This window comes from Nocardiopsis sp. CC223A, assembly GCF_030766825.1.
GTDB lineage: Bacteria > Actinomycetota > Actinomycetes > Streptosporangiales > Streptosporangiaceae > Nocardiopsis.
In genome coordinates, this window is sequence record NZ_JASFDV010000041.1 from 1 (window position 1) to 19890 (window position 19890).

Annotated in this window: 19 protein-coding genes; 9 read left to right on the forward strand and 10 right to left on the reverse strand. The window is 73.4% G+C overall.

Annotation, left to right across the window (positions count from 1 at the left end; genetic code table 11):
• On the reverse strand, positions 1–461 hold a 461-nt coding region (locus QJS33_RS17300; RefSeq protein WP_306369029.1), incomplete at its 3' end, for a hypothetical protein.
• A 1937-nt stretch (positions 462–2398) separates the two neighbouring features.
• On the opposite strand from QJS33_RS17300, the gene QJS33_RS17305 reads away from it, so the two are divergent.
• Complete coding sequence (locus tag QJS33_RS17305; protein WP_306369030.1) at positions 2399–2722, forward strand: MerR family transcriptional regulator; 324 nt, start codon at positions 2399–2401, stop codon at positions 2720–2722.
• 75 nt (positions 2723–2797) lie between these two features.
• Here the strand turns inward: QJS33_RS17305 and QJS33_RS17310 are convergent, their stop codons facing one another.
• Complete coding sequence (locus tag QJS33_RS17310) at positions 2798–4024, reverse strand: acyltransferase family protein (RefSeq protein WP_306369031.1); 1227 nt, start codon at positions 4022–4024, stop codon at positions 2798–2800.
• A 120-nt stretch (positions 4025–4144) separates the two neighbouring features.
• Here QJS33_RS17310 and QJS33_RS17315 point away from each other — a divergent pair, with 120 nt between their 5' ends.
• The gene (locus QJS33_RS17315; RefSeq protein WP_306369032.1) at positions 4145–5392 is read left to right on the forward strand and encodes a sensor histidine kinase; all 1248 of its coding nucleotides are present in this window, start codon (positions 4145–4147) and stop codon (positions 5390–5392) included.
• Positions 5389–6033 carry a response regulator transcription factor gene (locus QJS33_RS17320; RefSeq protein WP_306369033.1) on the forward strand — a complete coding sequence of 215 codons (645 nt, stop codon included), beginning with the start codon at positions 5389–5391 and terminating at the stop codon, positions 6031–6033. Before QJS33_RS17315 ends, QJS33_RS17320 begins: the two co-directional genes overlap by 4 nt.
• A gap of 21 nt (positions 6034–6054) precedes the next feature.
• Here QJS33_RS17320 and QJS33_RS17325 read toward each other — a convergent pair whose 3' ends face one another.
• From QJS33_RS17325 to QJS33_RS17335, 3 genes are all read right to left on the reverse strand, one after another.
• Entirely contained in the window at positions 6055–6228 is a 174-nt protein-coding gene (locus tag QJS33_RS17325; protein ID WP_306369034.1) for a helix-turn-helix domain-containing protein, read from the reverse strand.
• 318 nt (positions 6229–6546) lie between these two features.
• On the reverse strand, positions 6547–6786 hold the full coding sequence (locus QJS33_RS17330) for a hypothetical protein (RefSeq protein WP_306369035.1): 240 nt from the start codon (positions 6784–6786) through the stop codon (positions 6547–6549).
• 331 nt (positions 6787–7117) lie between these two features.
• Complete coding sequence (locus tag QJS33_RS17335; protein WP_306369036.1) at positions 7118–7426, reverse strand: metalloregulator ArsR/SmtB family transcription factor; 309 nt, start codon at positions 7424–7426, stop codon at positions 7118–7120.
• A gap of 143 nt (positions 7427–7569) precedes the next feature.
• On the opposite strand from QJS33_RS17335, the gene QJS33_RS17340 reads away from it, so the two are divergent.
• The 3 genes from QJS33_RS17340 (at position 7570) to QJS33_RS17350 (ending at position 9831) form a co-directional block, all read left to right on the forward strand.
• Positions 7570–8112, forward strand: coding sequence for a GNAT family N-acetyltransferase (locus tag QJS33_RS17340; RefSeq protein WP_306369037.1), 543 nt, complete (start codon positions 7570–7572; stop codon positions 8110–8112).
• A 44-nt stretch (positions 8113–8156) separates the two neighbouring features.
• Entirely contained in the window at positions 8157–8747 is a 591-nt protein-coding gene (locus QJS33_RS17345) for a YdcF family protein (protein WP_306369038.1), read from the forward strand.
• A gap of 295 nt (positions 8748–9042) precedes the next feature.
• Entirely contained in the window at positions 9043–9831 is a 789-nt protein-coding gene (locus QJS33_RS17350) for a VOC family protein (protein WP_306369039.1), read from the forward strand.
• 625 nt (positions 9832–10456) lie between these two features.
• On the opposite strand, the gene QJS33_RS17355 is transcribed toward QJS33_RS17350, so the two are convergent.
• Together QJS33_RS17355 and helR are read right to left on the reverse strand one after the other, a co-directional pair.
• On the reverse strand, positions 10457–11884 hold the full coding sequence (locus QJS33_RS17355) for an FAD-binding oxidoreductase (RefSeq protein ID WP_306369040.1): 1428 nt from the start codon (positions 11882–11884) through the stop codon (positions 10457–10459).
• Between the two features lie 399 nt (positions 11885–12283).
• Positions 12284–14455: an RNA polymerase recycling motor ATPase HelR gene (gene helR, locus QJS33_RS17360; RefSeq protein ID WP_306369074.1), complete on the reverse strand. Its 2172-nt coding sequence runs from the start codon at positions 14453–14455 to the stop codon at positions 12284–12286.
• Between the two features lie 242 nt (positions 14456–14697).
• Here helR and QJS33_RS17365 point away from each other — a divergent pair, with 242 nt between their 5' ends.
• Positions 14698–15498 carry a GNAT family N-acetyltransferase gene (locus QJS33_RS17365; protein ID WP_306369041.1) on the forward strand — a complete coding sequence of 267 codons (801 nt, stop codon included), beginning with the start codon at positions 14698–14700 and terminating at the stop codon, positions 15496–15498.
• A gap of 181 nt (positions 15499–15679) precedes the next feature.
• Here the strand turns inward: QJS33_RS17365 and QJS33_RS17370 are convergent, their stop codons facing one another.
• Positions 15680–16345 carry a class I SAM-dependent methyltransferase gene (locus QJS33_RS17370; protein ID WP_306369042.1) on the reverse strand — a complete coding sequence of 222 codons (666 nt, stop codon included), beginning with the start codon at positions 16343–16345 and terminating at the stop codon, positions 15680–15682.
• Positions 16346–16459: 114 nt separating this feature from the next.
• Here QJS33_RS17370 and QJS33_RS17375 point away from each other — a divergent pair, with 114 nt between their 5' ends.
• On the forward strand, positions 16460–17104 hold the full coding sequence (locus QJS33_RS17375) for a metalloregulator ArsR/SmtB family transcription factor (RefSeq protein ID WP_306369043.1): 645 nt from the start codon (positions 16460–16462) through the stop codon (positions 17102–17104).
• Between the two features lie 91 nt (positions 17105–17195).
• Here QJS33_RS17375 and QJS33_RS17380 read toward each other — a convergent pair whose 3' ends face one another.
• Complete coding sequence (locus tag QJS33_RS17380; protein ID WP_306369044.1) at positions 17196–17885, reverse strand: CPBP family intramembrane glutamic endopeptidase; 690 nt, start codon at positions 17883–17885, stop codon at positions 17196–17198.
• 123 nt (positions 17886–18008) lie between these two features.
• On the opposite strand from QJS33_RS17380, the gene QJS33_RS17385 reads away from it, so the two are divergent.
• Entirely contained in the window at positions 18009–18581 is a 573-nt protein-coding gene (locus QJS33_RS17385) for a hypothetical protein (protein WP_306369045.1), read from the forward strand.
• 84 nt (positions 18582–18665) lie between these two features.
• Here the strand turns inward: QJS33_RS17385 and QJS33_RS17390 are convergent, their stop codons facing one another.
• Positions 18666–19742 carry a lytic polysaccharide monooxygenase gene (locus QJS33_RS17390; protein ID WP_306369046.1) on the reverse strand — a complete coding sequence of 359 codons (1077 nt, stop codon included), beginning with the start codon at positions 19740–19742 and terminating at the stop codon, positions 18666–18668.
• Positions 19743–19890 lie beyond the last annotated feature (148 nt).

The following is a 19890-nucleotide window of genomic DNA, read 5'->3' on the forward strand; positions in this document are numbered from 1 at the left end:
GGAGGTCCGTAACCGCCCTGGCCGTGGGGCGGCCCGTAGCCGCCGTGCCCGGGCGGAGGTCCGTAACCGCCCTGGGCGGGCGGGGGTCCGGGGTGGCCGTGGCCGGTCTGCGGGCCGGGGGCACCCGGTCCGGGTGCCCGGCCGCCCTGGTGCCGGAGCATGTTGAGGAGGTGGTCGTGCAGGCTGGCGGCGATCTCGCGTCCCTCACCCCAGTCGGTGAGGCCGAACTTCAGTTTGGGCGAGACGCGCATGTGCGTGCCCTGGGGGTGGGGGAAAAGGTCGACGTACACGTTCTGCCCGTAGGTGAGCATGGTGAAGCCGGTGGAGAACGTGTAGCGGTAGCCGCCGGGCAGCGGGTTCCCCTGGTTCGAGGCCCCCCTGGTGCGCCGCACGGCATGGGGGAGCATGCTCCACACCTGGTTCATGTGGAACGGAAGCTGGTAGTCGTGACTGCCGGCCACGTTTCTCCGTCCTCGCTCGGGAAGTCGTCCGTACGGCGGGATCCGAGGGCGGGGTTCACGGCACTCTCCCGGTCCGCCGCATCCTATCCGCCCGGTGTTCCCTCTGACCGCCCCGGGGGAGCAGGGGCGGCGACGGCCGAAGGGCTCGTGTCCGGTGTGATCCGTGTCCGGGGACGGCGGTTCGCCGCGTCGCGGGAGTACCGCGAAAGCGCGGCGGTGGCCGCGGAGGCCGCACCCGGGACGGCTCCCGCGCGTGGGAGGGGCCGGGCCCGTCGGCCCCGGCCCCTCCGGCCCGGATTCCGCGTCCGGGCCACAGCCGCGGGTCATGCCCCCTGGAGTGGTGTGACTTTCGAGCGGGTGCGTCCTTGCCGATGATCGCGTCCTGTCGGCACGGTGACCGGAGCGCCGCCGGCGCGTATTCGTGGGAACGGGGCCGGAAGAGTCGCGCCGCCCGGCGGGGCGCCATCCGGGACCTGAGGGGAACACGTTGTCACCGTGTCCGTGGCCGGGGTTTCAAGCGAGCGTGGAGCGCCTTCCGGTTTGCAGGTGGGCCATTCCTCCCGCTCCGGGCGGTGCGGGTGTGCGCGCGTCGGATGGACCCGCCCCCGGAAAGCGCACCCCCACCGCTCGGGGTGTGCGCCCAACGATGCCGTCCGGTGGTCTGCCGGGCACCGACTGCGCGGGGGCGGATCCACGCTCCGCGGCCGTCCCTTCCCAAGCGGTCGAGCTCTTGGAAACCTACGATTACCGAGGAGCGGCCACAGACCGCCCTTCCCAACGGGTGACCCTCCTGGAAACCTCCACGTCCGTCTCACCCCCTGGGGCCGGGGCCGAGTGCCGCCCTGCCCACACCCCCGGGGCCGGGGCGGGAGGTCGGGACTGCGGCCTTCACCCCCTGCGGCGGGGGCCGTCGCGACGCCCTCCGGCCGGGGAGGGGGTGGGGCGGGACGCGGGGGGCTCGCCGCGGGAACGGGTGCGCAGGTGTTCTTCGAGTTGCTCCGGGGTGGGCTCGATCCCGGTGGGTGCGCCCCCAGGTGGCGCGGAGGCGTTCGAGGGCCGGGCCCGGGGGTTGCCGGCGCTCGCCGCGGGCGGCCTCGTGTTCGCCGTCGTGGCCGCGGTCCAGGGGGCGGGAGCGGTCGAGTCGGGTGCCGCCGCGGAGCGGGGTGAGGGGGCCATCGGGTGCCCCGTCGGGTTTCCATGGCGGGGTCGAGGAGTCGGAGGGCCTCGGGGACGTCTCGACCGCTCCCCGAGGGTCGGGGAACTTGGTCCGACAGGAACCGAAAACTTGTAGTGGCAACAGTAGACATGAGCATTCGGCGCTGCTACATTTCCTGTCGTAGCCACTGAGATACACGGCTGGACCACCGGATACGCCGGTGGAGAGCAGGACACGGCCCGACCGGCGTGCTTGGTAGTACGGCGCCGGGGGCCGGTAGGACCGCAGTAACCGCAGTACCGGCGTCCCGCCCGTAGAGGGGACGCCGAGCAGGACGGTTCGACGGTGTGCAAGTGCTTCACGACACCGCCGGACCGGCAGTACAGAAATCAGGAAGTACCGCAGGACCGGCCTCCTGCTCCCACAGAGGAGGCCACAGCAGGAAGAAGGACGCGGTAGGGCTCGACCGGCGCGCTCGGCAGTACGGCGCCGGGAGCCGGTAGGACCGCAGTCGAAAGTAGTGCACGAAGTGAGAAACGAGAGGAGTAGATGCCATCAGGATCGCCCGAGCGAGGGGAAGTTCCGCTCGGGTACCGCAGGGCCTTCGTTCGAAAGTAGGTGGTCCACGGTCACACAACCGCGATCCCCGCGATCCCGTACCGGCTTGACCTCGGGAAGCGGAAGACCGGCAGCGGCCGGTAGATGGTATTGAACTCTCGGGCCCCGGCGCCGTACGGCGCTGGGGCCCTCGACGTGCGTTCAGGAGAAGGAAGACACGCACTTGCCCCGTCCCGACACCGGTGAACGGTTCGATGATGACGACTATCCCGCCTACACCGTGGGCAGCGCCGCCGAGATGATCGGCACCACGCCCGCGTTCCTGCGCGCCCTGGGCCAGGCCAAGCTGATCGAGCCGCTGCGCTCGGAGGGCGGCCACCGCCGCTACTCCCGCTACCAGCTCAAGATCGCCGCCCGGGCACGCGAACTCGTGGACCAGGGCACGCCCATAGAGTCCGCGTGCCGGATCATCATCCTGGAGGACCAGTTGGAGGAGGCCCTGCGCATCAACGAGGAGCTGCGCGGCGCCAACCCGCCCCAGACCTGAGGTCCGGCGCGGGTTTCCGGCCCCGGGTCCTCACGGCAGGCCCCGCCCGACCTCCGGGCGGGGTCTTCCCGTTCCTCAGGGCACCTGCCGCCGCTCCGGTCCGGGGCGCTCGGGGAGGCCGCGGGGCGCGGCGGGGCTGTCGGCGGCCGGGCGTCGCGGGCCGTTGAGCCACCGTCCCAGGGCGGTGTGGCGGACGAGCAGCCGGTAGCCGCCGAGCAGCAGGGCGGTCGTCACCGTCCAGGTCAGCAGGAGCTTGACCGTGATCGGCCAGGCCAGGTCGGCCAGGGGGATCTCGATGGCGACCAGCAGCGGGAGGTGCATGAGGTACATCCAGTACGACGCGTCCGCGAGGTACCGGATCACCGGGTGCTCGCGGGAGAACACCCTGAGCATGAGCCCGGTGAGGCCGTAGGTCCACAGCAGTCCGGTGAGCGCGACGATCCCGGCCCCGGCCGCGAGCGGAAGGCCCGCCGCGACCGGCAACAGCATGAACACCGTGCCGAGGACCGCCAGGGACAGCAGCAGCGGCCAGCGCGGCGCCAGACGGCCGAGCGAGCCCGGTGCGGCGTGCAGGAACCAGCCGGTCAGGAAGGCGCCGAGGTATCCGAGCAGCGGCGCGGCCTCCGGCAGGATCGTCGCGGGCGCGATGATCGCCTGGGCCGGGTCGGAGCCCTGGACCAGCAGCGCGGCGGAGTACGGCAGCGCCGCCAGGAGCACACCTCCCGGAGCGGCCAGCACGGCACCGATACGGGCGGACCACCGCTCCGCGCGGTCCGGTCCCAGGACCCGCAGCAGCACGGCCCGTGCGGCGAGGACGATCAGGATGATCTCGAACAGGACCAGCAGGAACCACAGCTGTCCCGGCGTGAACATGAGCAGCACCAGCGGCACGTCGCCGGGCGGAGGCTCAGGGGCGTCGGTCCCGCGCAGGCTCGCGGCCACTCCGGCGAGGACGCCGAGGGGGATGACCGCGACCGGCCAGAAGACCGGCAGCGGAAGGAGGATGCGGACCACGCGGTCCCGGAGGTACGCCCGTGTCCCCCGGCGCACCAGCACCATCCTGCCGAGGTAGCCGGCCAACATCATGAACAGCGTCATGCGGAAGAGGTGGATCACGTACACGCCCACGAACGCGGCGGGCGAGGTGCGGGTGTCGCTGATCGGCCAGGGCGTCTCCGGCGCGAAGGGCAGGAGGGAGTGCAGCACGATGCCGAGCAGCAGCGCGAAGGCGCGCAGCGCGTCGAGGCCGTGGATGCGGACTCGCGCCGAGCCGGTCCCGGCGCCTGTGGTGTGAGGGGTCATGGACATGACGCTAGGAGCCGGAATCGCCGTGCGGCTCGACTGATCGGCGTTCGCGGCGTCCACCGATCGGTGGATGCCGGAACGCTTCCGGGCGAGGCCGGGAGCGGGAAGAATACCGCCATGAGCACCACGTCACGCGCCGCCGGCGTGGAGAACCCGATGGACCACGACGGCGGCACCGGGGCCGGGGCACCGGACCCGGCCCTGGCGTCGCTGGTGCGATTCGTGCCCCTGGCGCTACCGGTGGTGTCGGCGCTGTTCGGTGCCGCGGCCACCGGTCCGGTGGTCGGGCCGACGGCGTTCGCCTGGTCGCTGGCCCCCACCGCGGCGCTGTTCGCGGCCCGTCTCGCCGAACTCCGTTACGGGGACCGGATCGTCACCGGCGGGAATGCCGCGGTCGCGGCGGTGGCTGCGAACCTCGCCGTCGTTCTGGTGGCGTCCCTGCTCAACCCGTTCGTCTGCATCGCCGCGTTCGCCGGGTACCTGGACGCGGACCGGTATCTGCGCGGACGCCAGGTCATGGTCGCCGGGGTGGCCACCGGGCTCGTCACCGCGGTGGGCCAGGGCGGCGGCATTCCGGGGTCGTCCCACGTGCCGTGGCTGTACCCGGCGCTGGCCGCGGTCAACGTGGGCATCGGCATGGTCATGCTGCACTTCGCCCGGGAGCGGGAGCAGCAGGTGGCCGCGCGGGAACGCGTCGCGCTGGAACTCGCCGCGGTGCACGAGGAGAACCTGGCGCTGCACCACCGGCTCCTCGAACAGGCGCGGGAGACAGGGGTCGGGGAGGAGCGGGCGCGGCTGTCCCGCGAGATCCACGACACCGTCGCACAGGGGCTCATCGGGGTGATCAGCCAATTGGAGGCGATCGGCGCGGTGGACCCGCCGGTCCGGGAGCGGGTCGAACGGGCGGAGACCGCGGCCAGGGACTGCCTGGTGGAGGCGCGGCGGGCGGTGCGTGCGCTGGCACCGCGGCAACTCTCCGGGCACACGCTGACCGAGGCGCTGCACGACCTCACGAGGAACTGGGCCCGAACACACCAGATCGTCGCGGAGCTGGACGTGGACGGGGCGCCGGATTCGGCTCGCCACGGGGACGTGCTGCTGCGGGTGGCCCAGGAGTCGCTGGCGAACGCGGCCCGGCACAGCGGGGCCTCGACGGTGCGGCTGGTGCTGGGGGCACGGGAGGGTCGGGTGGAGCTGGCGGTGGCCGACGACGGGGCGGGGTTCGATCCGGCCGCGGCCGCCGCGCGCGGGGAGGGCCGGGGACTCGCGGGTATGGGGGACCGGGTCACCGCGGTCGGCGGGGCGTTCGAGGTCGAGAGCCGGGTGGGGCAGGGGTGCCGGGTGGTCGCGGCGGTGCCGGTGTGAGCGGCGCGGACGGCACGAGCGGTACGGATGCCGTGCGGGTCGTGGTGGTGGACGATCATCCGATCGTCCGCGACGGGCTCAGCGGCATCCTCGGCACCGAGGAGGGCATCGAGGTCGTCGGCGAGGCCGCGAACGGGCGGGAGGCCGTTGCGGTGGTGCGGGCGAACGACCCCGACGTGGTGCTCATGGACCTGCGGATGCCGGGCGGGGACGGGATCGACGCGATCGGCGCGCTGCGCACGGCCCATCCGACGCGGCCCCGGATCCTGGTGCTGACGACGTACGACACCGACCGGGACGTGCGGCGGGCGATGACGGCGGGGGCCGACGGGTTCCTGCTCAAGGACGCGCGCCGCGCCGAGTTGGTGCGCGCCGTGCACGACGTCGCGGCGGGGCGGCCGGTGCTCACCCCGGCGGCGCTCGCGGCGTTGGCGGGGCGCAGGTACGAGGCGGAGCCGACGGACCGGGAGGTGCATGTGCTGCGGCTGGTGTCGGAGGGGCTCACGAACGGTGCCGTCGCCCGGCACCTGGGGATCGGCGAGGCGACGGTGAAGACCCATCTGCTGCACGTCTACAAGAAGCTCGGGGTCGGCGACCGGGCCGCCGCCGTGCGGGTGGGCTGGGAGCGCGGGCTGATCTGAGCCGGGCCGGTTCTCCGGGGCTCACCGGTACAGCGACCCGGTGGTGCGACCGAAGGCCGACTGGAAGGCGGTGCTGAACGCGCTCGGGGAGGAGAATCCGCACGCGGCCGCGGCCTGGGTGACGGTCCTGCCCTCGGGCGGCAGCAGGCCGGTCCGGTGCAGGCGCAGCCGGGTCCGCCAGACGGTGCAGCCCATGCCGACGGTGTCGTGGAACGGCCGCGACAGGGTGCGCTCGCTCGCCCCGGCCCCGCGCCCGAGGTCGGCCGGGGTGGGCGAGGAGGTCGGGGCCGCCTCCAGCGCCGCCTGGACACCGTGCGGTACGGCAGCATCGTCGCGGGCTCGGGGGCCGACCGGACCTGGTCGGGGAGCACGCCCGGCATCCGCCGCCCGGCGGGTGAGACCGCGGGACCGGCCTGCGAGCAGGCGATCAGCGGTTCGCGGAACAACGGGTGCACCAGGACCGGCGACGGTGGCCGCCCCGGTGCCGTTCCCGATCCTGGAACGCGGGTACGACTACGCCGCTGCGGCGGGGATCGTGCTCGCCGGGTCGTCGGCGTCGTCGGTCGTGCAGCCGCTGTTCGGTGTCCTGGGCGACCGGTGGGCGATGCGCTGGTCGATCCCGGTCGGCGTTCTGCTGTTGCCGGCGGGGTCGGGGCTCGCGGCGATCGCCGTGCCGCTGTTCGTGTTCCGCTTCGGCGGGGCGTTCGGCACCGCCGTGGGCGGGCACCCGGCCCGCCGCCGGGCGCGCACCACGGTTCCGCGGTGGTCCTACGTGCTGGCGGTGCCGGTGGGGCTGCTGTTCACGCCGGGTCCGGCGGTGTTCGTGTTCGTCGCGCCGGCCTCCCCGGTGCTGTACGTGCCGTTCTCTCTGCACGTCACCCTGGGACAGGACTTCCTGCCCCGGCACATGGGCGCCGCCAACGGCGTCGCCCTGGGCCCGGCGGTCTCGGTCGGGGACCTGGCCGCTGTCGGGGCACGCCGTGGTGGAGCGGTAGGTGACGATCGCGGCGTCGAGGTCGGGGAGCACGGCGCACCGTCGGCGGAAATCGCACGACGACCAGCGACCGGCCGCCGGCACGGGACACTAACCGTCGAGCATGCGCCGCATGCTGTTCAGCGCGGCCGGCGCCACTCGGTGGTAGACCCAGGTGCCCCGTCGCTCGGCCGTCAGCAGTCCGGCGTCACGCAGTTTCTTCAGGTGGTGAGAGACGGTGGACTGGGAGACGCCGACGTCGGAGATGTCGCAGACGCAGGCCTCGCCGCTGGGGTGTGCGGCGATGCGGGAGAACAGCCGCAGCCGCACCGGGTCCGACAGCGCCTTGAACATGACCGCCCCTTGGAGCGCATCGGCCTCGGAGAAGGGGGCCGACGCCCGCGGGCTGCTCACCGCCATGGCGCAGTCCGCAGGCGAGCGCTACGGAGGCCGACCGGCCACGGCCTTCGAAGTCATCCTCTGCTGAGCCCGGCCGCCCCAAAAGGGACACGGGGTGCAAATAATGTTGCAGCCACCCAAAGCACTCCGATAGAAAGCTCCCCATGCTTACAGGCACAAAGGTCGGGCTACGGGCTCGGCACGAGGACGACGATCCGGTCCTTCAGGCCGAACTCTACGACGACGTGGTCATCCACTCGCGCGTCCAGGGCACGCCCTGGCGCCCCATCATGCCCGGCTCCAAGAGCTCGCTGGTCGTGGCGGACGACAGCGCGCAGGACCGTGCCACCTTCTCCGTCGTGGACCTGGCCGACGGCACCCTGCTGGGCACCGCGACGTTCTGGGGCATCGACGACCACAGCCGTTCCGCACACCTCGGCATGGGCCTGCTCCCCTCCGCCCGCGGCAAGGGCTACGGCACCGACGTGGTCGCGGTGCTCTGCCACTACGGCTTCGTCGTCCGCGGCCTGCACCGCCTCCAGGTCGAAACGCTCGCGGACAACTTCCCGATGATCCGCGCCGCCGAGAAGAACGGCTTCGTCCGCGAGGGCGTGCTGCGCTCCTCGTCCTGGGTGCTGGGCGAGTTCATGGACGAGGTGCTGTTCGGCCTCCTCGCGGAGGAATGGAAGGCGGCCTCGCAGAGCTGAGGCCGCGGGCGGGCCGGGCGGGCGGCGTCGGTAGGTTTCCGTGCATGAACCGCACACGCCTTCTGCTCGGCGCCGCCGCCGTCACCGGCGCCGTTCTCCTCTGGAGCGAGTGGACCCTCTGGCGGGCCTCCCGGGAGGACTACCCCGCACCCCTCCCACCGCTGGTCGATGACGCCGAGGAAGCGATCGTCGTGCTCGGCTACCCCAGCCGGCGCGGCGATCGCCCCGGCCTGGTCCAGCGCTACCGCACGCGCATCGCCGTGCGCTCGCGCGACCCCCGCGCCGGGCGCAGCGTTCTGATCTTCACCGGAACGAGCCCCCGCCGTCCCCGTGCCGAGCGCTCCGAGGCGGCGGTCATGGCCGACTATGCCGTCGAGCGCCTCGGCGTGGACCCCGACGACATCCTCCTGGAGGAGAAGGCCACCACCACCTGGGAGAACATCGCCCTCACCCTCCCCATGCTCGCCCCCTTCCCCGTCGTCAAGATCGCCTCCAACACCCTCCACGCCCGCAAGGGCCGCCGCTACCTCCGCAAGCAGGCCCCCGAGGTCGCCGCCCGGCTCCGCCCCGCACGGGACCACCGCCCCGGCGAGCTCCTGTGGCTGAAACCGCTTCTCGCCGCTTACCGGCGTTGAGCCCCGGTTCGCCGTCGGATGCGGCCACCGCCCGGGCGTTCGGTCGTCGGTGTGGCGGCGGATGATCGCGATGCGGGGAAGACCGGGTGGACGGCACGACCGGCCTGCCGGCGCTGGAGGGGTCCGCGGGCCCCGGGGCCGCCCCCGGTACCCGCCCTGGCCGGAGGCGTCCGGTGGCACGGGAGAGGACAGGACCCCCGATTGTGCGAACTTTGCCGCCGGCCTCCCCCACCTTGCCGCCGCTCCGGGTGAGACTCGCAGATGGCACCGCATCCGACCGTTGGAGGGCACCGCCATGATCACCACCGACTACCGCCCCGGCTCCCCCTGCTGGATCGAGCTCAGCGCCTCGGACCTGGACAGGTCCCTGGCCTTCTACCGCGGCCTGTTCGGCTGGGAGGCCGAGTCCGCGGGCCCCGACACCGGCGGCTACATGCTCCTGAAGTCCAAGGGGCGGGCCGTGGGCGGCGCCGGGCCGCTCATGGAGGAGGGCCAGCCGCCCTCCTGGACGCTCTACTTCCAGGCGCCGGACGCCGACGAGTACGTCCGGGGCGTCGCGGAGCTGGGCGGCACGGTCGTGGTCCCGCCCATGGACGTCATGGACATGGGCGTGATGGCGCACTGCACCGACCCGCAGGGGGTGCCGTTCGCCCTCTGGCAGCCGCTCTCCTTCCCCGGCATGGAGACCGTGGACGAGCCCGGGACCCTCGTGTGGGCCGAGCTGTGGACCCCCGACGCCGAGGGGGCCCGGAAGTTCTACGGCGCGCTCTTCCCCTGGGAGTTCAGCCCCTTCGAGCTGCCCGGCGGGGGCGCCTACCTGACCGCCAGGCCCAAGGGCCTGGCGGAGGACCGCGCGCACAGCGGTATCGCGCAGGTCGATCCCGGCACCGCGGAGTCCATGGGCGGCGGGGACTGGCACCCCGTGTTCGAGGTCGAGGACGTGGACGCCACCACCGCGCTGGTGCCCGAGACCGGCGGCCGGGTGACCATGCCGCCCGACGACGCCCCCGGGGTCGGCCGGCTGTCCGCCTGTGCCGACCCGGACGGGAACTCGTTCGTGCTGCTGCGCCCCTCCCCCGCCTAGGTGCACTGACCTGAGAGGTCAGGAACACGGGAAGCGGGAGGGCCTCTCGGCCTGTGCCAGGCGGGGCGGGTGTCACCGGCCTCCGTGGTCAGTACACCCGGGGCGTGTTCGACGGATCGTTCCGCCCGCCCGGCACCCACCGCCACCCTCGACGGACGCCTTCGGCGCGGTGCCTCCGCGAAGCCACCAGGCTGCCTCTCGGGTCACCTGGAGTGGTGTAACTTTCGCGCGGGTGCGTTCTTGCAGGTCATCGCGATAGTTGGCCGGCACCGGGCGGCCACCGGGTAGCGGCGGCCCGCTGACCGGGATGGCAGAGCCGCCGAGGGCGGCGGGACACCGGCCCGGCGGGCGCAGGTGGCACTCATCCGTGAGCACGGGGCCGGAAAAGTCACACCACTCGGCGGACACCACCGCCTCTCGTGTCTTTCGGCGCAAGCGCCGAGCCGCACGGAAGCGTCCGCCGAACACGCCCTAAGGGGATCTGCCGGGTCGGCGAGACTCGCCGCCGCAGCCGCCGGGTGGGCACCGCGCTCGCCGGAACCGCTGGGTTCGGCGGCCGGGTCGTCGCCCCCCGGGCAGCCCGCGCGGCCCTGTCGGGTGCGACCGGTGCGCCGCCCCGGGGCGGTCAGCCCCGGCGGGGCCGCGGAGCCGCGGGCATCGCCCGGGCGGGACGGATGTTGTGGTTGCGGTGGAAGACGTTGTCCGGGTCGTACCGGGTCTTGACCGCGCTGAGCCGGGCGTAGTTGTCCTCGCCGAAGCCGCGGACCACACGCTCCTCGCCCTCGTCACCGGTGAAGTTGAGGTACACGTCCCCCGTGGCCCACGGGCGCATGTCCGCGCGGATGTCCTTCACCCATCGGACGGCGCGCGCGTCGTCCTCGGGGTCCTCCCACATCGCGAGCGGGTGGACGGCCCACGGCGCGAAGCGCCAGGGCAGCGGGTAGTCGGTCTGCACCCGCCCGACGGCACCGCCGAGCGGCAGGATGGCATGGGCCGTCGGGGACGGGACGATCATGCCGTCGGCCCGCTCGCAGAACACGTCGATCGCCGTGTCGGGCAGCGACTCCAGGTGCTCCACCGTCCAGTAGTTGCGGTAGCCGGGCGGGTCGTCGAGCGCCTTCTGCACCTCGGCGTAGGGCATGTCGGTGACCATCTCCACCTCCGACCCCAGGCGGAGCAGCGGGGCGGCCAGGTCGCGCAGCATCGCCTCGCCGCCCACACAGGTGATGACCACCCCGCACACCATCCTGCCGACCAGTTCCTCGGGGATGAACGGCTCCGGTTGGGCGACGAGGTAGATCAGCCCGCCGCCGATCTCGTCGGGGGCCTGCGCCATGAAGTCCCGCCAGGCCCGCACGACCTCGGGTCCGGCCTCGGGCAGGAACAGCAGCAGTCCCAGGGAGAACTCCGGCATCGGGTGCAGCCGCAGCTCCAGGCGGGTGACGACGCCGAAGTTCCCGCCGCCGCCGTGCAGGGCCCAGAACAGCTCGGGGTTCTCGTCGGCGGACGCGCGCACGAGGTCCCCCTCGGCGGTGACCAGGTCGGCGCTCAACAGGTTGTCGCAGGCCAGGCCGAACCTGCGCTCGATCCACCCCGATCCGCCGCCGAGCACGAACCCGCCGACCCCGGTGGTCGACACCCGGCCCCCGGTCGTGGCCAGGCCGTGCCGCACGGTCGCCTCGTCCATCTGTCCCATCACCGTGCCGCCGCCGACGCCGACCTGCATCCTGTCGGTGTCCACCGCCACCGTGTGCATCCGGCGCAGGTCGAGGACCAGACCGCCGTGGGTGAGGCTCATCCCCGCGACGCTGTGCCCGCCGCCGCGCACGGCGATCTCCAGCTCCTCCTCGCGGGCGCACTCGATGCCGCGGCGCACGTCGTCGGTGGTCAGGCACTGGGCGATGACGCCGGGCCGAAGGTCGATCATGGAGTTGAAGAGCGCGCGCGCCTCCTCGTACCCGTCGTCGGTGTCGGAGAACACCCGCCCCGCGAACCCCGACCTCAGGCGTTCCAGAGCGGTGTCGGACACGGGTCGCACGTTGAGCCGGGCCATGATCGCCTCCCTGGGCGGGAAGGGGCCCTCCCGTACCGGACCGGGTGACGGCGCCGCTGTGGCAAGGACACCGCGGGTGGCCCCTTCTCGCAGCGTAGGACGGTGGAGCGGCACCGATCAGCCCGTTTTGGCGGTTCGTTGCCGGAAACTGTTCCGAACCTGTGCGCCCGGACCGGTTTCCCCTGCTGCGCACCGGTCGGCCGCGTCCGTACGCCAACACCGCCTTTGCCCGCCCGCGGGGCCGCCGTGGGGTGCGACGGGACCGCACGCCGCCGGGCCATGGCCCGGCGTGGCGATTGCGTCACACGGTGTCCGGAACCGGACGCCCGGCGGCCGGGTCCGGATCGACGCCGTCTCGCGCGCAGGCCCGCGGAGGAGTCCGGCGGGCCGCTCCCCGGGTCAGGTGCTCGTGAGGATCACCAGCCGTCGGGTCGTGCGGGTCATCGCCACGTAGCGGTCGACCGCGCCCTCGATCCCCTCCCCGAACCCGTCGGGGTCCACCAGCACCACCAGGTCGAACTCCAGCCCCTTGACCAGTTCCGGGGTCAGCGACCGCACCCGCGGCCGCTCCGGGAACGACTCCCGGAACCGCGCGTCGCCGATCACGCAGGCGACCCCCTCCGGGTTCTCCCGCTCCCACGCCTCCAGCAGCGCGTCCAGTTCCGCCGGGGCCCCGTACTCCACCGGGACGCCCGAGCCGCGGATGGACGTGGGAACGTTCGCGTCCGGCAGCGCCGCCCGGATGACCGGCTCCGCCTCCGCCATGACCTCCTCCGGTGTCCGGTAGTTGATGCTCAGCGAGGCCAGGTTCACCCGGTCCAGGCCGACGCGTTCCAGGCGTTCCCGCCACGACTCCGTGAAGCCGTGCCGGGCCTGGGCCCGGTCGCCCACGATGGTGAAGCTGCGCGAGGGGCAGCGCAGCAGCAGCATCCGCCACTGGGCGTCCGTCAGCTCCTGGGCCTCGTCCACCACGATGTGCGCGAACGGTCCGGCCAGGGCGTCCCGGTCCGCGGCCGGCAACCCGGACTCGTCCACCAGGCTGTTCTGCATGTCCCCCAGCAGCAGCATCGTCACCGCGCCCTCGCCGTCGTCGTCCGCGGCGACCAGGTCGTCGATGACGGTGGACATGCGCTCGCGCTGGGCGGCCTCCGCCGCCCGCCGGCCGCGCTGGATCCGGGACGACTCGGGGTCGCCCAGGCGCAGCCGGGCGGCGTCCAGGAACGGCAGGTCGGACACCGTCCAGGCCTGGGCGTCCGCGCGCTGAAGCGTTCGCACCTCGTCCGCCTCCAGCCACGGCGCGCACATGCGCAGGTAGGCGGGCACCGACCACAGGTCGCCGACGATGTCGGTGTACTCCAGCAGCGGCCACGCCCGGTACAGGGCCGTCATCAGCTCCCGGTCCCGCTGGAGCACGCGGCGCAGCATCTCCGGGGAGACGCCCTCCTCGTCCCGGTCGTGCTTGTCCAGCAGGATCGCCACCAGGGCGTCGAAGATCGGCTCGCGCCCCTCGTTGTGCGGGGTGCCGGGCTCGACGGCGTCGAAGGCCTCCGCCCAGTCCTGCGCGGTCAGGCGGACCTGCGCCCAGGGGGTCCTGATGTCCAGCCCCTGATCGGGCGGCCGCTCGTAGAACCGGACGGCGGGCTCGATCGCGTCCACGAGCCGCGCCGACTCCTTGAGCCGCGCCACCGCCGGGTCCTTCTCCTCGGCCACCGCGTCGCCCCCGGGGACGAGGTCGCGGACGGTGCAGGTCTGCACGCCCTCCTCGCCCAGGCTGGGCAGGACGTCGCCGACATAGGACAGGTAGGGCCGGTGCGGGCCGACCAGCAGCACGCCGCCGCGCCGGTGCCCCAGGCGCGGGTCGGAGTACAGCAGGTGGGCGGTGCGGTGCAGGGCGACGACGGTCTTGCCGGTGCCCGGTCCGCCGTCGACGACCAGGGCCCCGGCGGAACCGGCGCGGATGATGGCGTCCTGGTCGGCCTGGATGGTGCCCAGGACGTCGCGCATCCTGGAGGAGCGGGTGGCGCCCAGACTGGCGATGAACGCGGACTGGTCGTCCAGGGCGGCGTGGTGTCCCTCCAGTCCCTCCTCGGTGAACACCTCGTCCCAGTAGTCGGTGACCCGGCCGCGGGTCCAGCGGTAGCGGCGGCGGCTCTCCAGGCCCCGCGGGTCGGCGTGGGTGGCGGCGAAGAAGGGTTCGGCGGCGGGCGAGCGCCAGTCCAGCAGCAGCCGTCGGCCGTCCGGGTCGGACAGGCCCAGGCGGCCGATGTAGACGGGTTCGGTGCCGTCGGCGGGCACGACCTTGCCCAGGCACAGGTCCAGGCCGAAGCGGCGCAGGGTGCGCAGCCGGGTGGAGAGGCGGTGGACCTCCATGTCGCGGTCCATCACCATGCGGCCCCTGCCGCCGGGCGCCAGGCGCACGGCGTCCAGGCGGGCGGACAGGTCGGCGATGGTCTCGGCGAGACTGCGCGTGATGTCGGCGAAGTGGCGCTCGTCGTCTGCGATGAGCGCCGGATCGGCTTTGGCCGCCAGGTTTTCTGGCAGCTCGAAAAGGCTCGTGGCCTGCGGATTCACGTGGTCCCCCGGAACGTGGCGTGTCGTCACGAAGGTCGATTGTGGGGCATGAGGGGGGTCTTGCCGCAAGCCCGGGGGTGCGCTATAGATTGATAGTGGAGGGGAGCGACAGAGAACCCCTCCTTTTTTGATGCCTTCGGACCACGAATCGACGAGTCGGCGGAACCGGCCGGTGCCCCTCCCGCCCTGCGCGATCGTGTGCCGTTGACAGCGGGGTACCTCCGAAGTGGCAGGAGCCGGAGATGGCGAATCGGGCGGAGTCGGTCGAGTCGATGGAGCAGCTCGCCGCGGGCTGGCGGACACTGGTGCTCGACCGCGACCCGGATGCCGACGTGCGCGACCTGCCGGGTGTCCGCGTCCGCTGGGCCGACAGCCGGTTCGCGTTCTGGAACTGTGTGACGCTGACCGAGGTGGACGCGGACCCCGGCCTTCTCCAGGAGAGACTGCTCCAGGCGGCGGACGTCATGCGCTCGAAGGAGCGTCCGGGGTTCCTGTGGCTCTTCGAGGACCTGCTGTCCGAGGAGGCGCGAGCCGGGCTGGAGGCGGCCGCCGAGCACGCGGGGCTGGAGTTCGCGTTCACGGGGACCGGGATGGCCGGGGACCTGCTCCCCCTGCCCGCGCCCTCCCATCCGGAGTTGGAGTTCGTCCGGGTGAACACCGAGGAGCGGTTGCGGGCGTACGCGGACCTGAACTCGCGGGCCTACGGGTTCCCGCTGGAGGACGGCCGGGACGGCCTGCTGGGGTCGGCGCTCTGGAAGGACGGCGCGTACGCCTACCTGGGGTTGCGGGACGGCGTTCCGGTGACCTGCGCGGGGACGGTGGAGACGGACGGGCGGCTCTTCGTGGTGCTGGTCGCCACGGCTCCGGAGTGGGAGCGCCGGGGGTACGGGGAGGCCGTGACGCGCAAGGCCCTGTACGAGGGCGCGCGGGCCACGGGCCTGGTCCGCGCCACCCTGCACGCGACGGCGGCGGGGGCGCCGATGTACCCGCGGATCGGGTTCGTGCCGAACTCCCCGGTGCGCTTCTACGGGCTCAGGGGCTGAAGGGCCGCCTCGGGGCCGCCGCCCGATCAGGCCCGGACCGCTTCGCCCAGGACGTGGAAGGCCCGGGGCGTGGATCTCCGGGAAGAGGAACCGGTCGGGGGTGAACCCCGCTGCTTCGACCGCGGCGCCGCCGTGCGGGGTGTGATCGCCGCGGCTCGGGGTGCGACCCCCTGAACCGGCCTCAGTCGGACGGTCGGACCATGGTGACCCGCCACAGGCGCCGGGGCAGCTCCCCCTCCGTGAAGGGGTGCACCTGCGCCGGGTGCCAGCCCCGGGCGAGTTCGTCCACCAGGTCCCGGTCGAAGAAGTGCACCGCGAACCCGCCGTGTTCGAAGATCCCGTCGCCCCGGGGGATCCCGGTGCCGTGGTGGGCGTCGCCGGTGTGGCGGACGGTGTAGACGAAGGCGCCGCCGGGCCGCAGCACCCGGCGCACCTCGGCCGCCAGGGACCGGATCTGTTCGGTGGACAGGGCCATGCACAGCAGCATGTGCGCGAACACGCCGTCCACGGAGGCGTCGGGCAGCGGCAGGGGTTCGCGCGCGTCGTGCAGGCGGGTCGCGACGCGGTCGGCCAGACCGAGGTCGGCGGCGGAACGGTCCAGCTGTTCCAGCGCGGTGGCGCTGAAGTCCAGGGCCTGCACGCGCAGGCCCTGTCCGGCCAGCCACAGGGCGTCGCGGCCGTGTCCGGCGCCCAGTTCCAGCACCGTGCCCGCGTCGGCGAAGGCCTCCGCGGCGTGCCGGGCCGCGTCCGAGGGTTCGGCGCCGTACATGCCCGGATGGCGCCGGTAGGTCTCCTGCCAGTGCGCGCGCTGGTCCGCGGCCAGGTCCGCAGCCGGGTCCGTGCCCATCGTCCGCTCCCCTCCCGGCCCGGTGGCCGGCCGTGTTCTCCGCCGGGGCTCCTCCCCGCTCACCGATGTACGGTATTCCATGGAATGATGGAACATCAAGGTGAGGTGACCGGAGTGGACAAGGCCGATCTCTACGAGGCCATCGCGCGCACCGGCGGGGCCCTGGCCCACGGCAAGCGCCTGGAGATCCTGGAGCTGCTGGCCCAGGGCGAGCGCCCGGTCCAGGACCTGGCCACCGCCGCGGACCTGAAGCTGACCACCGCGTCCGCGCATCTCCAGACCCTGCGCCGGGCCGGGCTGGTGTCCGTGCGCGGCGAGGGCACCCGCAGCTACTACCGGCTGGCCGGGGACGACGTGGCCTCCCTGCTGTCGCTGCTGGGCACGGTCGCCGAGGCGCGCAGCGCGAACGTGGCGGCGGTCCGCCGTTCCTACCTGGACCACGACGGGATCCGGCTGGTGGGCCGCCGGGAGCTGCTGGCAGCGGCCGCGGACGGGTCCGCCCTCGTGCTGGACGTGCGCCCCGAGGCCGAGTACGCCGCGGGCCACATCCCCGGGGCCGTCTCCATCCCCCTGCGGGAGCTGGCCGACCGCCTGGCGGAGCTGCCCGCGGAGGTGGAGGTCGTCGCCTACTGCCGCGGCCGCCACTGCGTGCTCTCCTACGACGCCGTGCGCCTGCTCACCGCCCGCGGCCGCCGCGCCGCGCTGCTGGACGAGGGCATCGTGGAATGGCGCTCGGCGGGCCTGCCCCTCGCCCTCTGACCCCGGCCGCCCGTACCTCAGGGCCCGACCGCGAACACCCCGGCCGCCCCGGCACCCGGCCCGCGGGGGCGACCGCACCCGCGCACCGGGCTCACCCGTACACGGCGAGGACGGCGACCATCACCGAGGCGTTCCACAGCGCGTGGGCGATCACGGGCGCGGTCAGCCGCCCGGTGTACAGGAACAGGGCGGTGTAGACCGATCCCGCCAGGACGATGGCGATGACGTCGGGCGCCGAGGTGGGAAGGTGCAGCACGGCGAAGAGCACCACGGAGACGGCCGCCGCCGCGTACAGCGCGGTCCTGCGGCGGGCGAAGAAGCGGGGTACCACGCCCAGCAGGAACCCGCGGAAGTAGAGCTCCTCGGCGATCCCCCCTCCCACGACGCCGAGCACGAACGTGGCCGCGAGGGCCGCGACCCCCGCCGAGGCCATGGACAGCACCTCCTGGACTCCGGGGTTGAGGGCTCCCCCGGCGGCGGGGATGAGGACGCCGACCTCCAACAGCAGGCGCGGAGGCACCGTGGCCGCCCCGAGCAGGGCGTCACGCGCCCATGAGCGCGTCGTCAGTCCGAGCGCCTCCCGGCCCAGGCCGTTGCGCCGCAGCCACCAGAGGACCAGTGCTCCCGCGAGGGCGAGTTCGACGAGGGCGAGCAGGACGAGGGCGGATGGCGGCGGCGGGGTCGGAGCCAGCATCCCCACCGCCAGCGGTGGGGCGACGAAGCACAGCAGTGCTCCGGTGAGGAAGACGGCGGACGTGCGTACGGGGGCCGTGGTGCTCAAGCGTGACCTCGGGGAGTCGGGCGGAACGGCTGGACGCCTTCCCACGGATATCGATTATCGATACACTAAGCGCCAAGCTTATCGTTTGTCGATATGCGTGAGCCGAAAGTGGTGAGGTCTCCCGTGAACTTCGTACGCCGACACCTTCCCGAGTGGGTCGCCCTCGCGACGGCCGCCGCCGGGGTCCTCCTCGCGTGCTTCGCGGGGATCGGATCGCTGGTCGCCGACAATCTGCTCGTCCCTGTCACCGTCGCGGAGGCCGCCGGGGGTTCCTACGATCTCGTCGGCCCGGCCGAGACGACCCTGCGCATCGCGGCGCCGACCGCGGCGGAGCGGCTGTGGGCGTTCGCCCCCTCGCTGGTGCAGGCCGTCCAGGCGGCGGTGGTCGGGCTGCTGCTGTTCCGCGTGGCGAGAACGCTGCGCACCGGAGACCCCTTCGCCCCCGTCAACGCCGTGCGCGTCCTGGTGTGCGCGGTCGTGGTGCTGGCGGGCGGTCTGCTGGCGTCGGCACTGCGCGCGCTGGGGCACCGGGCGGTCGTGGAGGGCGCCGCCGGGGCCTCCCCGGGGACCCCTCCCCTGGAACCGGTGGTCGACCTGCCCGTGGTCGCCATGGTGCTCGGCATCGGGCTGGCGGCCGCAGGGGGGTTCCTCCGCCGCGGGGCGGTGCTGCGCGAGGACGTGCGGGGGCTGGTCTGACATCCCCGGCCGGAACCGCCCCGGAACGGAGGCGGGGCCCGGGCCGCGCGGGAGCGGTCCGGGCCCCGCTGTCGGGGTCGGGGGTCAGGCGTCGGGTCCGCACTCCGGGAGGGGTGCGATGTTCACGCCGCCCGGGTGGTCCGCCGTGAACCCGAAGCTCGTGCTCTCGCCCGGGTCCAGCAGGCTGTTGTGCGGCAGGTTGCGCACCTCGTAGTGCGCCCCGTGGTTCACGACCGCGCCGTTCCACAGGCTGGAGACGGTCTGGCCGTTGGCGAACACCCAGTCCACCATCCAGCCGTCGACGCCCTCCTCACCGGCGGTCAGCTCCACCTCGGCCTGGAAGCCGCCGGACCACTCGTTGACGATCCGGTACTCGGCCGTGCAGTACTCGCCCTCGGGCGGGTCCGTGGGGTCCGGGGTGGGGTCCGGCGGGTCGGTGGGGTCCGGCGGATCGGTCGGGTCCGGCGGATCGGTCGGGCCGCCGTCGCCTTCGAACACCACGTCGGAGCAGTTGTAGAACGCCTCCGGGCTGTCCGAGCGCTCCCACACCGAGTAGATGATGTGGCGTCCCGACCGGTCGGGCAGGTCCACGTCCCAGTAGTACTCGGCCCCCGCCTCTCCGCCGCTGCGCAGCGGCGGGTCGACGGCCGTGTCGATCAGCTCCAGGTCGTCCCAGGTCAGAGGCTGGTTCGGGTCCCAGCCAGGCTTGGTGACGTAGGTGAAGAACGACCCCGGGTGCGGGGCCCAGGCGTTGTGGAGGAACTCCACGGTGGTGCCGGCCTCCAGGGTCGTGGACGGCCAGTCGTCGCGGGCGGCGTTGAACGCGCTGAACTGCTCGGTGGGCCCGCACAGCTCGCCGTCGGCGACGAACTCGCGGTGCCGGCCGTCGGAGTCGGAGATGAGGTTGCCGAACCAGTTCCAGTAGGCGTAGTCGCCGCCCTCGGCGAGCGCGTCCACGCACGCCGGGTTGGTGGGTGCCAGCGCGCCGCCGGAGCTGCCGCCGGTGGCGTCCTGGAAGCAGGCGTAGGTGCGGGAGGCGGGGTAGGTGAACGCGCCGTGCGCCTGGGCGGGCTCGGGCGCGATCACCACCGAGTAGCCGACGGCGAGCGCGCCGAGCGCCACCCCGGCGGTCAGCAGGTTGCGGGTGCGGGTCCTTTCCATTGCGGTGTTCCTTCCTTTCGGGTGGGGGGAGTCCCGGCCGGGCGGGCGCCCGGCCGGTCAGGCCGCGGCGCACGCCGGGTCGGGTCGGAGGCCCCGGGGGCCGGGTGGAGGAGGCCCGGCCCCCGGGACGCCGGGCCCGGGGCACCCG

Excerpts from the sequence above, each read along its gene's own strand:
- QJS33_RS17315 (WP_306369032.1), top strand. The coding sequence starts at position 4,145 with ATGAGCACCACGTCACGCGCCGCCGGCGTGGAGAACCCGATGGACCAC.
- QJS33_RS17370 (WP_306369042.1), bottom strand. The coding sequence starts at position 16,345 with ATGGGCACGGACCCGGCTGCGGACCTGGCCGCGGACCAGCGCGCGCAC.
- QJS33_RS17340 (WP_306369037.1), top strand. The coding sequence starts at position 7,570 with ATGCTTACAGGCACAAAGGTCGGGCTACGGGCTCGGCACGAGGACGAC.
- QJS33_RS17390 (WP_306369046.1), bottom strand. The coding sequence starts at position 19,742 with ATGGAAAGGACCCGCACCCGCAACCTGCTGACCGCCGGGGTGGCGCTC.
- QJS33_RS17350 (WP_306369039.1), top strand. The coding sequence starts at position 9,043 with ATGATCACCACCGACTACCGCCCCGGCTCCCCCTGCTGGATCGAGCTC.
- QJS33_RS17355 (WP_306369040.1), bottom strand. The coding sequence starts at position 11,884 with ATGGCCCGGCTCAACGTGCGACCCGTGTCCGACACCGCTCTGGAACGC.
- QJS33_RS17345 (WP_306369038.1), top strand. The coding sequence starts at position 8,157 with ATGAACCGCACACGCCTTCTGCTCGGCGCCGCCGCCGTCACCGGCGCC.
- QJS33_RS17310 (WP_306369031.1), bottom strand. The coding sequence starts at position 4,024 with ATGACCCCTCACACCACAGGCGCCGGGACCGGCTCGGCGCGAGTCCGC.
- QJS33_RS17325 (WP_306369034.1), bottom strand. The coding sequence starts at position 6,228 with ATGGGCTGCACCGTCTGGCGGACCCGGCTGCGCCTGCACCGGACCGGC.
- QJS33_RS17365 (WP_306369041.1), top strand. The coding sequence starts at position 14,698 with ATGGCGAATCGGGCGGAGTCGGTCGAGTCGATGGAGCAGCTCGCCGCG.
- QJS33_RS17335 (WP_306369036.1), bottom strand. The coding sequence starts at position 7,426 with ATGGCGGTGAGCAGCCCGCGGGCGTCGGCCCCCTTCTCCGAGGCCGAT.